General features: G+C 71.8%; 11 protein-coding genes. 4 read left to right on the top strand and 7 right to left on the bottom strand.

All coding sequences use genetic code 11. The features are described 5' to 3' along the window. Window positions 1-161 precede the first annotated feature (161 nt). A complete protein-coding gene (locus tag QA634_RS22575; RefSeq protein WP_012334229.1) occupies window positions 162-926 on the top strand; it encodes a hypothetical protein in 765 nt (254 codons plus the stop codon). Here QA634_RS22575 and QA634_RS22580 read toward each other — a convergent pair. The 7 genes from QA634_RS22580 to QA634_RS22610 form a co-directional block, all read right to left on the bottom strand. After that, entirely contained in the window at window positions 892-1641 is a 750-nt protein-coding gene (locus tag QA634_RS22580) for a sigma-70 family RNA polymerase sigma factor (RefSeq protein ID WP_012334230.1), read from the bottom strand. The genes QA634_RS22575 and QA634_RS22580 overlap by 35 nt on opposite strands. Before the next feature lie 166 nt (window positions 1642-1807). Further along, window positions 1808-2011, bottom strand: coding sequence for a CsbD family protein (locus QA634_RS22585; protein WP_012334231.1), 204 nt, complete (start codon window positions 2009-2011; stop codon window positions 1808-1810). Between the two features lie 100 nt (window positions 2012-2111). Beyond that, complete coding sequence (locus QA634_RS22590) at window positions 2112-5273, bottom strand: multidrug efflux RND transporter permease subunit (RefSeq protein WP_012334232.1); 3162 nt, start codon at window positions 5271-5273, stop codon at window positions 2112-2114. Window positions 5274-5284: 11 nt separating this feature from the next. Further along, complete coding sequence (locus tag QA634_RS22595) at window positions 5285-6439, bottom strand: efflux RND transporter periplasmic adaptor subunit (RefSeq protein ID WP_012334233.1); 1155 nt, start codon at window positions 6437-6439, stop codon at window positions 5285-5287. 345 nt (window positions 6440-6784) lie between these two features. Then, on the bottom strand, window positions 6785-7156 hold the full coding sequence (locus QA634_RS22600; protein ID WP_012334234.1) for a hypothetical protein: 372 nt from the start codon (window positions 7154-7156) through the stop codon (window positions 6785-6787). An 84-nt stretch (window positions 7157-7240) separates the two neighbouring features. Next, on the bottom strand, window positions 7241-8074 hold the full coding sequence (locus QA634_RS22605; RefSeq protein ID WP_012334235.1) for a 3-keto-5-aminohexanoate cleavage protein: 834 nt from the start codon (window positions 8072-8074) through the stop codon (window positions 7241-7243). Then, window positions 8071-9027: a 3-hydroxyacyl-CoA dehydrogenase NAD-binding domain-containing protein gene (locus QA634_RS22610; protein ID WP_012334236.1), complete on the bottom strand. Its 957-nt coding sequence runs from the start codon at window positions 9025-9027 to the stop codon at window positions 8071-8073. The genes QA634_RS22605 and QA634_RS22610 overlap by 4 nt, the downstream gene beginning before the upstream one ends. A 146-nt stretch (window positions 9028-9173) precedes the next feature. Here QA634_RS22610 and QA634_RS22615 point away from each other — a divergent pair, with 146 nt between their 5' ends. The 3 genes from QA634_RS22615 (at window position 9174) to QA634_RS22625 (ending at window position 11872) form a co-directional block, all read left to right on the top strand. Continuing rightward, a complete protein-coding gene (locus QA634_RS22615) occupies window positions 9174-10154 on the top strand; it encodes an ABC transporter substrate-binding protein (RefSeq protein ID WP_012334237.1) in 981 nt (326 codons plus the stop codon). A 75-nt stretch (window positions 10155-10229) separates the two neighbouring features. After that, on the top strand, window positions 10230-11063 hold the full coding sequence (locus QA634_RS22620; RefSeq protein WP_012334238.1) for an ABC transporter permease: 834 nt from the start codon (window positions 10230-10232) through the stop codon (window positions 11061-11063). Window positions 11064-11068: 5 nt separating this feature from the next. Continuing rightward, the gene (locus QA634_RS22625; protein WP_012334239.1) at window positions 11069-11872 is read left to right on the top strand and encodes an ABC transporter ATP-binding protein; all 804 of its coding nucleotides are present in this window, start codon (window positions 11069-11071) and stop codon (window positions 11870-11872) included. The last annotated feature ends 29 nt before the right edge of the window (window positions 11873-11901 follow it).

The raw sequence follows: 11901 nt of genomic DNA on the forward strand, positions 1-11901 counted from the left end.
GCGAGTCCGCCCGCTCCGCGCGGGGCCTGGCCTGTGGACGGGTGTGGACAACCTGCCCGGTCCCGGCGACACCGCCACCCGCGCCGGGTGTGGTGCCGCCACAACAAGACCACCAAGGCCGGCCACGGCCGTCGCTCCGTCCGCGAGGGAATGTCCCGACGATGGCGCCGCTCTTCTTCCTGCACGTCCCGGGCACGGGCGACGGCCTCCTGCGGGCGGCCCGCGCCGCCTTCCCGCCGGAGCGCCTGTTCACGCTCTACGGCCCGGGCAGTCCGGAGACGCATCCCTTCGCCGAGGCGACGGTCTATGGCCGGCCCGACCTGTCGACCGCCGACAAGTTGCGGCTGATCTCGGACTACGTGGCGGGGCACGACATCGCCTTCTACGCCAGTCACCTGAGCGCGGCCTACCTCGCCTGCTTCGATCCGGGGCGGGCCTTCGCGCTGGTCCGGGCGCCGGTGGCGCAGGTGCTGGCGGCCTACCGGGCCCGGATCGCCAAGGATGCTGCCAAGGACGCCGCCAAGGACGCCTCCGAGGACGCCGCCCCTCCGAGCCTGGAAGCCTTCATCGAGGACAAGGCCAACCAGAACGTCCAGACCCGCGCCTTCGGCTGCGCCGAGGTCGAGGAGATCGCCCTGGTCGGGATCGCGGAGGCCTGCGCGCCCTTCGTGGCGCAGCTCAACCGGCGCTTCGGCCTCGCCTTTCCGGAAACGGCCGCCGGCCCGCAAGCGGAGCCAGGTCCGCAGGCGGACCCGGGCCCGCGGGCGGGCCCAGACCCGCTGGCGGGCCCGGGAGAGCAGGGCCTGAGCCCGGCCCTGCGCGTCTACATCGAGCGCCTGAACGCGTCCGACCTGGATCTCTACGCCCGCGCCGCCGCGCGCTGGGCGCGGCTCAGCCCTCGATCGCCATCAGGCTCGCGTTGCTGAGGACCGAGCGGGTCAGCCGGTCGGCGCCGAGTTCCCCGCCCGAATAGCCGAGGAGCTCGGCCAGCCGGTCGCGGGCGCGGCAGACGCGGCTCTTCACCGTGCCGACCTTGCACTGCATCAGCGCGGCGGCGTCCTCGTAGGAGAGGTCCCCGACCGCCACGAGGAGCAGGGCCTCCCGCTGCTCGGCGACCAGCTTGTTGAGCGCCTCCTGCAGATCCTGCACGTCGAGCCGGTCCCCCTGGTTGGGGGCGGTGGTCAGGCGCGCGGAATAGACGCCCTCGCCGTCCTCCACCTCGCGGGAGCGCTTGCGGTGCTCCGAGTAGAAGGCGTTGCGCATGATCGTGAACAGCCACGCGCTGAGATTGGTGCCGTCCTCGAATCGGTCGCGGTTCTGCCAGCCCTTGAGCAGGGTGTCCTGCACGAGGTCGTCGGCCCGGGCCGGGTTCGCCGTCAGGGTGAGGGCGAAGCGCCGCAGGGAGGGGGCGGCGGCCAGGAGCTCGTCGCGGAAGCGGTCCTTGCGCGGCGCGCCGAGCGCCGCGAGGGCCTTGTCGAGGCGCCCGAGGAGGTCCGAGAAGGCGGCCGGCGCCTCGATGTCGCCGAGCGCCGCGTAAGCGTCGCGCAGCTGGCGGCCGAGATGCTCCTGCACCTCGACGGGAAGGGTCGGAGGCGTCGCCGGCCCCGGCTTGGCCCGGCGGGCGGAGGAAGAATCAGTCATTGGCCTGCACGGTGACGCGGGGGGACACCTGAAGCTAGACCATGAGTGTGAAATGCGCGAGCGTCTTGCGCCAGTCACAGGTGCGCGAGCGCACATGCGGACGGGCCGGCGGCGCGCTGAACGGTCGGCCCCGCCGTCATCGACGGCGAGGCCCCGAATGCTCGAATCAGAGCTTGCTCTTCACCGTGTCGGCGGCGTTCTTGATGCCTTCCTTAGCGTCGCCCACCGTCCGCTGAGCCTCACCCTTGAGTTCCTGGGCCTTGCCCTCGGCCTTCAGCTTCTCGTCGCCGGTGAGATTGCCGACACCTTGCTTGATGTTGCCGGCCGCTTCATTGGCGGCGCCCTTGACCTTGTCGGTGAAGCTGCTCATCGGGATCTCCTGTTGAGGTGACCGTTATTGTCGGTCCAGGCCCTAGGAACAGCTGGGGCGCGGGATGGTTCCGCTGCGTTGCGCTCCCGCGCCCCTTTCGTCAGTGGCTCGCCGCCTCCCGCGCCGGGGCGGGCCGGGTCCGGCCGGGACGGCCCTCCTCCTCCCGCACCCGGCGGCGCTGGAACAGGCGCATCACCACCACGAAGAAGACCGGCACCAGGATGACGGCCAGCACCGTGGCCGAGATCATGCCCCCCATCACGCCCGTGCCGATCGCCTGCTGGCTCTTCGAGGCCGCGCCCACCGCGATGGCGAGGGGCACGACGCCGAAGATGAAGGCGAGCGAGGTCATCACGATCGGCCGGAAGCGCAGCCGCGCGGCCTCGACCGTCGCCTCGACCAGCCGCGTGCCGGGGCGCCACAATTCGCGGGCGAACTCGATGATCAGGATCGCGTTCTTGGCCGAGAGGCCGATGATCGTGATCAGCCCGATCTTGAAGTAGACGTCGTTGGGCATGTCGCGCAGCATCACGCCCACCACCGAGCCGACGACGCCGAGGGGGATGACCAGCATCACCGAGAGCGGGATCGACCAGCTCTCGTAGAGGGCCGCGAGGCACAGGAACACGATCAGCACCGAGAGGGCCAGCAGCAGGGTCGCCTGCGAGCCCGCCTGCTTCTCCTGCAGCGACTGGCCGGTCCAGGTGTAGCCGAAGCCCTTGGGCAGCTGGGTCATCAGCCGCTCCATCTCGGCGATCGCCTCGCCCGACGTGTAGCCCGCGGCCGGCTCGCCGGTGATGCGCACCGACTGGTAGCCGTTGAAGCCGATGATCTGGGCCGGGCCCACGCTCCACGTCAGGTCCGCGAAGGAGGCCATCGGCACCATCGTGCCCTGCTGGTTCTTCACGCCGTAATTCAGCAGATCGCTCGGGTTCAGCCGCTGGGCGGCCTCCGCCTGCACGATCACCCGCTGCATCTTGCCCCGGTTCGGGAAGTCGTTGGTGTAGACCGAGCCGAGGTTGACCTGGATGGTCTGGTTGATCTCGTCGAAGGAGACGCCGAGCGCGGCCGCCTTCTCGCGGTCGATGACGAGTTCGGCCTGCGGCGCGGGCGGCAGCCCCTCCACGTAGACGTTCTTCAGGACCGGACTCTTGCGGGCGAGCGAGAGCAGCTGCTCCTGCGCCGCCATCAGGGCGGAGTAGCCCTTCTGGGCGCGGTCCTGCAGGCGGAAGCTGAAGCCCGAGGCGTTGCCGAGATTGTCGATCGGCGGCGGCTCCAGCGCCTGGATCACCGCGTCCTTGTAGCTCGCCAGGGCCTTGTTGGTCCCCGCCACCAGGGCGGCGGCGGACTGGTCCGGCCCGCGCTGCGACCAATCCTTGAGGGTGACGAAGGCCTGCGAGGTCATCTGGCCCTGCCCCGAGAAGGAGAAGCCGTTGACGACCGTCACCGTCGCCACCCCGGGCTGGGCCATCAGGTGCTCCTCGACCGCCTTCACCGCCGCGAGCGTGCGGTTGAAGGAGGCGCCCGGCGGCGTCTGGATGTCCACCGTGAAGAAGCCCTGGTCCTCGACCGGCAGGAAGCCCTCGGGCAGGCGCACGAAGGCGAAGGCCACGCCGGCGACCAGGATCAGGTAGATCGCCATCATCCGGCCGGCCTTGGCGATGGTCCAGCGCACGCCGCGCCCGTAGCGCTCGGTCTCGCGCTCGACCACGCGGTTGAACCAGCCGAAGACGCCGCCCTTGGCGTGGCCGTGCCCCTTCTCGATCGGCTTGAGCATCGTCGCGCAGAGGGCGGGCGTCAGCGACAGGGCCAGCACCGCCGAGAAGGCGATCGAGGTCACCATGGCGATCGAGAACTGGCGGTAGATGATGCCGACCGAGCCGGGGAAGAACGCCATCGGGATGAACACCGCCACCAGCACCAGCGTGATGCCCACGATGGCGCCGGTGATCTGGCTCATCGCCTTGCGGGTGGCCTCCTTCGGGGAGAGGCCCTCCTCGTTCATGATCCGCTCGACGTTCTCCACCACCACGATCGCGTCGTCGACCAGGATGCCGATGGCCAGCACCATGCCGAACATGGTGAGCACGTTGACCGAGAAGCCGGCCAGCAGCATCACCGTGCAGGTGCCGAGCAGGGCGATCGGCACCACGATCGTCGGGATCAGCGTGTAGCGGATGTTCTGCAGGAACAGGAACATCACCACGAACACCAGAACCACCGCCTCGACCAGCGTCATCATCACTTTCTTGATCGAGGCCTTGACCGCCGGGGTGATGTCGTAGGGGATGTCCCATTTCACGTTCGAGGGGAAGAACTGCGAGAGTTCCTCCATCTTGGCGCGGATGGCCTTGGCGGTCTCGAGGGCGTTGCCGTCCGGGGCGAGGGTCACCGAGATGCCGGCCGCCTCGCCGCCGTTGAGGCGGGTGGTGAACTTGTAATCCTCGCCGCCGAGTTCGATCCGGGCGACGTCGCGCAGCCGCACGGTCGAGCCGTCCGGATTGGCCCGCAGCACGATCGCGCCGAACTCCTCGGGCGCCCGCATCTGGCCCTTGACGATGATCGGGGTGTTGACCGCGTGGCCGGCCGGGCTCGGCTGGGCCCCGACCGCGCCCGAGGCGATCTGGGCGTTCTGGTTCTGGATCGCCCGCGTCACGTCCGAGGCGCTGAGCGAGAGCCCGCGCAGCTTGTCGGGATCGACCCAGATGCGCAGCGAGCGCTCGGTCGAGTAGAGGGTGGCGCGGCCGACGCCCGGGATGCGCCGGATCTCGTTGATGACGTTGCGGATGAGGAAGTCGCCGAGCGCCACCTCGTCCATCGAGCCGTCCGTCGAGACGAGCGTGATGATGTTGAGGGTCGCCGCGGAGGCCTCCTCGACCAGGATGCCCTGCTGGCGCACCTCGGCCGGCAGGCGCGCCTCGACGCGCTTGAGGCGGTTCTGGACCTCGACGGCGGCGTAGCCCGGGTCGGTGCCCGGCTCGAAATTGGCCGTGATCTCGACCACGCCGAAGGAATCGGAGGCCGATTCGAAGCTCTGGATGTTGGCCGCGCCGTTGAGCTCGTCCTCGATCAGGCGGGTCGTGCCGGTGTAGAGGTCCTCCACCGAGGCGCCCGGATAGGCGGTCGAGAGGGCGATCGAGGGCGGCGCGATGATCGGGTACTGCGCCACCGGCAGGAGCGGGATCGTGAGGGCGCCGCCCAGGCAGATGAACAGGGCGACGACCCAGGCGAAGACCGGGCGGTCGATGAAGAAGCTCGCCATGCCGCGCCCCCTCAGCGGCGCCCGGCGCCGGCCGCGGCGGTCTGCCACGGCACCGGCTTCACCACGGTTCCGGCCACGATCTTCTGGAAGCCCTCGGTGACGACGCGGTCGCCGGCCTTCAGGCCCTCGCGGATCACCCACTGGCCCTCGACCACGGGCCCGACCTCGACCGGGTGGAGCATGACCTTGTCGTTCTCGCCCACGAGCCAGACCTCCGCCCGGCCGTCGTTGGAGCGGTGGACCGCCTGCTGGGGCACCGCGATCGCGTCCGCGTCGATGCCCTGCCGGATGCGCGCGCGGACGTACATGCCCGGGAAGAGCTCGTTGCGGGGGTTGGGGATCTCGACGCGCAGCGTGACCTGGCCGGTGCTCGGGTCGGCGGTCACGTCCGAGAACAGCAGCCGGCCGGGCTCCGGGTAGAGCGAGCCGTCGTCCATGATCAGGCGCACGGTGGCGACGTCGGGGGCGACGCTCGCCAGTTCCCCGCTCGCGAGGTCGCGGCGCAGCTTGTTGAGCTCGCTCACCGACTGCGTGATGTCGACGTAGATCGGGTCGAGCTGCTGGATCGTCGCGAGGTTGGTGGCGCTGCCCTGCTCGATCAGGGCGCCCTCGGTGACGAGGGCGCGGCCGATGCGGCCGGAGATCGGGGCGCGCACGTCGGTCCAGTTCAGGTTGAGCTTGGCGCGGTCGCGCGCCGCCCTGGCGCCGGCGACCTCCGCCTCGGCCTGCTTCTGGGCCGCGTAGGCGGCGTCGTACTGCGCCTGGCTCGCGGTCTGGCGCGACAGCAGGGTCTCCAGCCGCTCGGCCTGCTGGCGGGCGAGCACCAGGGCGGCCTCGGCGCGGGCGAGCGTCGCCTCGGCGCTGTCGAGCTCGACCCGGTAGGGCGCGGGGTCGATCTTGTAGAGGAGGTCGCCCTCCTTGACCTGACTGCCCTGCTGGAAGGCGCGGGTGATCACGAGGCCGGAGACGCGGGCGCGGACCTCGGCGATGCGGGTCGGCGCGACGCGGCCGGGCAGGTCGCGCTCGAACGGGATCGGCTGGTTGCGGACGGTCACGATGCCGACCTCCGACGGCGGGGCCTCCGCCGGCGCGGCAGCATCGTGCTGCTCGAGCTTGCAGGCGCCGAGGAGGAGGGCGGCGGCGGTGACGAGGGCGAGGCGGTGCATCACGGGCAGCGAACTCCTGCGCGCGGCGAGGCTCTCCGGCCCCGACGACGCGGCGATGGCGATGAGGCGAGCGGCCCGGCCCGCGGGCGCGGGCCGAGCCCGCGGGTGCGGGCCGAGCCCGCGGGTGCGGGCCGAGGCTTGGCCGGCGCGGGGAGGCGGCCGGCGGCGATCGTCGGGTGGGGATCGGGAAGGGGGAGCGCCGCGGCGCGTCATACGACATCCGGTTGATTGCGTCGCAATGCGGATGTCGGCTTCGCTCAGGCGCCGCGCAGGCTCGTGATCCGGGATCCGCTTCGATCAAGCGGATCCCGGATCAGGCGCCCGGGGCCGCGCGGTCGCGGCCGGTCAGGCAGCCTTCGGGGGCCTGTCGAGCCGCGCCGCGCGGGCGGGCGGCCGGGATCCGAGGTCGCGGGGCGGCAGGATCACCGTGGAGGCGGACGCGCCCGGCGCCGCGGTCGCGACCGGGCTCGCGCCCTGGGCGCCGTCGTCGCTGGGGCGGATCGGCTCGGCCGGGGCCGAGACGCTCGCGATGCAGCGCAGCGCGTGGGCCGGGAGATCGGCGTGAAGGCTCGCGTCGATCATCTCCGGGGTGACGGCGCGCATCACCGGGCCGCCCCCGACCGGGGCCGCCGAGGCGGTCGATGCGGCGAGCAGCAGGGCGGCGAGGCCCAGGAGGGCCGCCGCGCAGCACCGCAGGAGGGGAGCGAGGCGCGTCATCACGGAGCTTCACAGTGGGGGGCGTGGTGCAGTGCCGCAAGCCTCCCGCGACATTCTGTCGAGGGTAGGGCGGCGCTCCCCGGTTCAGCGCCGCGCCGCCAGCAGGGTCCGGGCGACCGCCGGGCCCGCCACCTCGATCCCGAGGCCGCGGGCGAGCGCCGCCAGGGCCGCGACCTGGGCGGCGTTGTCCGGGGCGAGGCTGCCGTCCGGCCGCCAGAGATTGTTCTCGAACCCGACCCGGACGTCGCCGCCGAGGCAGGCCGCCGCGATCAGGCAGGCCGCCTCCCGCCGCCCGAAGGCGCACAGCGCCCAGGGCAGGTCGAGGTGGTGGCCGGAATTCCAGGCCGCCAGGAAGGGCAGCAGGTCGGAGGGTTGCGAGCGCTGGCCGGTGCTGTAGCGGCCGAGCACGAAGAGCACGCTCGCGCGCTGGAGCGGGATCAGGCCGCGGGCGACCAGGCCCTGGAAGCGCGTGACGTCGCCCGCATCGTACAGGATGTGCTGCACCAGCGTGCCCGCCCGGGCCTGCCCGGCCAGGAAGGACGCGGCGGCGGCCTCGTCGTCCGGCTCCGCGAAGAGTTCGCGCACCGCCACCGAGAAGGCCTCGGGCCGCAGGGCGGCGATCGCCGCCATCTGCTCGGCCGGCGCGTAGAGGCCGACCGCCTCCGTCGTCACCTGGACGATCATCTCGGGGCCGGCCTCCCGGCGCACCGCCGCGATGGCCTCGCGGTAGCGGTCGAGGTCGAGCGTGTGGCGATCCTCCGCGTCGCGCACGTGCAGGTGGATCATCGCCGCCCCGGCCTCCCGGCAGCGGGCGGCTTCGAGCCCGATCTCCCGCGGCGCCAGGGGCAGGGCCGGGTGATCGCTCTTGGCGAGGCGGGCGCCGTTGGGGGCGACCGCGATGATCAGGGGCTTGGTCACGCGTGGTCCTCCGGAGCGTCGGCGGGCTCCGGGACCACCGTCACCCGCGCCTTCAGGATCTCGATCAGCGCCCGGTCCCGCCGGGCCTCCAGCTCCGCCACCGAGAGGCCGGCCGCCTCCTCGGCGACGCCCGCCACGATCGCGGCCCGCACCTCCGGCGTCAGCGCAGGCCGGCCGAGCGAGGCCCAGCGCCGCTCCTGGCTCGGGCCGAGATGGGCGAGGTAATGGGCGATGCCGCCCGGACCGCCGCCCAGGTGGTAGGTCATGTGCGGCCCCATCGCGGCCCAGCGCAGGCCCGGCCCGTGGCAGAGCGCGGCGTCGATATCCGCCACGCTCGCCACCCCCTCGGCGACGAGGTTGACCGCCTCCCGGTAGAGCGCCGCGGTGAGGCGGTTGGCGATGTGGCCCGGCATCTCGCGGCGCAGGATCACGGGCCGGCGCCCGAGGCCGCGGTAGAAGCCGGCGGCGCGGGCGGCCGCCGCCTCGCTCCCGGCCACGATCTCGACCAGCGGCACGAGGTGGGGCGGGTTGAACGGATGCGCGACGAGGACGCGCTCGGGCCGTGCGCAATCGGCCACGATGGCACTGCGCAGGAGCGCCGAGGTGCTGCTCGCCACCAGCACGCGCGCCGGCAGCAGGCGGTCGATCTCGGCGAGGAGCGGGCGCTTCAGCGCCTCGCTCTCGGGCGCGTTCTCCTGCACGAAATCCGCGCCGTCGAGGGCCTCCGCCACCGAGGCGCGGAAGTCCAGGCGGCCCGCGCCGCGCAGGCCGAACCCGGCGAGCTGCGCCCGCGCGCCCGCCACGAAGGCGAGGAGCCGCGCCTCGGCGCCCGGCGCCGGGTCCGTCGCCGCCACGTCGAGGCCGTGGGCGAGGAACAGGGCCGCCCAGCTCGCCCCCACGGTGCCGCAGCCGATCACGGCGACGCGCCGCACGCTCTCCGGGCTCTCCGACACGCTCCGCCTCCTCCCGCCATCCGCGAGTCTAAAGTCTTAGGCCCCCGCGCAGTATCCGTCTTCCAGCCGGCTCGACCTTTGTCCAGTATCCGCGGCCAACGAGCCGGGACCCCGAGAGCCCGGCCAGACCCGACCGGGAGAGACGCATGCTGACACGCCTCGCGGCCCTCGCCGCGTTCATCGCGGCCTGGGCCGGACCCGCCTCCGCCGAGGACGTGGTCCGCCTCGGCAACCTGAAATTCGCCCATTACGGCGCCATCTCCTACATGAAGGAGATCGCGCCCAAATACGGAATCCGCATCGACGAGAAGGTCTTCGCCAAGGGCGCCGACATCTACCCGGCGATGGCGGTCGACCAGATCGACATCTCGGCCTCCGGCGCCGACGGGGCGGTGGCGGCGCGCGGCAACGGCGTGAAGCTGCTGGTCGTGGCGGGCTTCGCCAATGGCGGGGTGCGCATCCTCGGCCGGCCGGACCTCGGCGCCAAGACCCTCGCGGACATCAAGGGCAAGAAGGTCGCCACCGTCCGGGGCGGCACGCAGGACCTGATGCTGCTCGCCGAACTGGAGAAGAACGGCCTGACCTGGTCAGACCGTCCCGGCAAGGACGTGCAGTTGATCTACTTCAACAACTACGCCGACCTGAATCAGGCTCTCGCCCAGAAATACGTCGACGTGATCTGCCAGAGCGAGCCGCAATCGACGCAGGCGATCTCGGCCGGCTGGGGCACCGAGATCGTCAAGCCCTACGACACCCCGGTCGGCATTCCCTACCGGCCGCTCGTCATGACCGAGAAGATGTATGCCGAGAAGCCGGACGTGGCGGCCCGGGTGCTCAAGGTCTTCGTCGAGGCGACCAAGACCTTCATCGAGAAGCCGGACCTCGCCGAGAAGTACGTGCGCGAGCAGGTCTTCAAGGGACAGCTCTCGTCCCAGGACTACAAGGACGCCATGACGAACGCGGCCTTCACGTACGATATCCCGGCCGGCCACATGCAGGTCACGGCCGACCTGATGCACAAGTACGGGCTCGGCAAGATGGTGAGCCCGCCGAAGAGCGACGCGGAGTGGGTGAAGCTCGACCTTCTGGAGAAGGCCAAGGCGGAGCTGGGTGCCAAGACCAATTAGGACCGCCAACTCAGACCACCACAGTGCCTGGGGCCGTTCTGCGCGGCGTCACGGCATCGACGGAACCGCCTCGGCATGACCCCCCGCACCTCCTTCGCGACCCGTCTCTCGGCCCTGCGCGGCGCGCTCCTGCCCATCGGCCTGCTGATCCTCTGGGAACTCGCCAGCCGCGCCGGCCTGTTCTCCGCCGTGGTGCTGCCGCCCCCGAGCGCGGTCGCGGCGCGCTGGGTCCAGAGCCTGGTTCCCGCGCTGCCCTACGACCCGCAGAGCCAGAGCTACGGCGAGTGGCTGCTCTCGGGCGAACTGCCCCACGACGCGGTGGCGAGCCTCGGCCGGGTCGTCGCCGGCTTCGCCATCGGGGTCGGGCTCGCCCTGCCGGTCGGGCTGCTGATGGGCACGAGCGACCGGCTCTACGGCCTCGTGAACCCGCTCCTCCAGATCCTGCGGCCGATCCCGCCGATCGCCTACATTCCGCTCGCCATCGTGTGGTTCGGCCTCGGCAACCCGCCGGCCCTGTTCCTGATCGCGCTCGGCACCTTCTTCCCGGTCCTCGTCAACACGATCGCGGGCGTGCGGCAGGTCGACTCGATCTACATCCGGGCGGCCCGCAACCTCGGCGCCGGGCCCTGGACCCTGTTTCGCCGGGTGATCCTGCCGGCCGCGAGCCCCTTCGTGCTCGCCGGCATGCGGATCGGCATCGGCACCGCCTTCATCGTGGTGATCGTCGCCGAGATGATCGCGGTCTCGGACGGGCTCGGCTACCGGATCCTGGAGGCGCGCGAATACATGTGGTCGGACAAGATCATCGGCGGGATGCTGACGATCGGCCTGCTGGGCCTGCTGATCGACGCCGCGATGTCGCGGCTCAACGACCACCTGCTGCGCTGGCACCGCGGCCTGGAGCGCTGACACGGATGAGCCGGGATTCCGCCGAGATCGCGATCGACCGGGCCTCGAAGGTGTTCGGGGCCGGCGACCACGCCGTGGTGGCGCTGGAGGGCGTCACCGCCCACGTTCCGGAGGGGGAGTTCGTGTGCCTGCTCGGGCCCTCGGGCTGCGGCAAGTCCACGCTCCTCAACGCCATCGCGGGATTCGCGCCGCTCACCGGCGGCTCCATCCGGGTCGGCGGGCGGCCGGTGGCCGAGCCCGGGCCGGACCGCGGCATGGTCTTTCAGGAATACGCCCTGTTCCCCTGGATGACGGTGGCGCAGAACATCCGCTTCGGCCTCGACATCAAGGGCGTGGGGCGGGGAGAGGCGGAGGCGGCGGTGGCGCGCATCGCCCGCACGCTCGGCCTGTCCGAGTTCCTGGGCCGCTTCCCCAAGGACCTGTCGGGCGGCATGCGCCAGCGCGTCGCCATCGCGCGGATCCTCGCCCTCGACCCGCCCGTGATGCTGATGGACGAGCCCTTCGGCGCCCTCGACGCGCTGACCCGCCGCACCCTGCAGGACGAGTTGCTGCGGATCTGGGCCGAGTACCGCAAGACGATCGTGTTCGTGACCCACTCGATCGAGGAGGCGATCTACCTCGCCGATCGGATCCTGGTGCTGACCTACCGGCCGGGGCGCCTGAAGCGCGACATCGCGGTGCCGCTGGCGCGCCCGCGCGACACCGCCTCGGCGGAGTTCAACGCCCTCAAGCGCGACCTCGCCGGGCTGGTCATGGAGGAGCAGCAGCGCTTCACCCAGGCCGAGCTGAGCGGGGCGGCGGTGGACTGAGCGCCTCATCCGCTGTCCGGAGGATCACG

It is taken from the genome of Methylobacterium sp. CB376, from assembly GCF_029714205.1.
In the GTDB taxonomy this organism is placed as follows: Bacteria; Pseudomonadota; Alphaproteobacteria; order Rhizobiales; family Beijerinckiaceae; genus Methylobacterium.

Bases quoted from the DNA above. Each gene is read 5' to 3' on its own strand.
- QA634_RS22580 (WP_012334230.1), bottom strand. From the start codon at position 1,641: ATGACTGATTCTTCCTCCGCCCGCCGGGCCAAGCCGGGGCCGGCGACG.
- QA634_RS22625 (WP_012334239.1), top strand. From the start codon at position 11,069: ATGAGCCGGGATTCCGCCGAGATCGCGATCGACCGGGCCTCGAAGGTG.
- QA634_RS22595 (WP_012334233.1), bottom strand. From the start codon at position 6,439: ATGCACCGCCTCGCCCTCGTCACCGCCGCCGCCCTCCTCCTCGGCGCC.
- QA634_RS22620 (WP_012334238.1), top strand. From the start codon at position 10,230: ATGACCCCCCGCACCTCCTTCGCGACCCGTCTCTCGGCCCTGCGCGGC.
- QA634_RS22575 (WP_012334229.1), top strand. From the start codon at position 162: ATGGCGCCGCTCTTCTTCCTGCACGTCCCGGGCACGGGCGACGGCCTC.
- QA634_RS22615 (WP_012334237.1), top strand. From the start codon at position 9,174: ATGCTGACACGCCTCGCGGCCCTCGCCGCGTTCATCGCGGCCTGGGCC.
- QA634_RS22590 (WP_012334232.1), bottom strand. From the start codon at position 5,273: ATGGCGAGCTTCTTCATCGACCGCCCGGTCTTCGCCTGGGTCGTCGCC.
- QA634_RS22585 (WP_012334231.1), bottom strand. From the start codon at position 2,011: ATGAGCAGCTTCACCGACAAGGTCAAGGGCGCCGCCAATGAAGCGGCC.
- QA634_RS22600 (WP_012334234.1), bottom strand. From the start codon at position 7,156: ATGACGCGCCTCGCTCCCCTCCTGCGGTGCTGCGCGGCGGCCCTCCTG.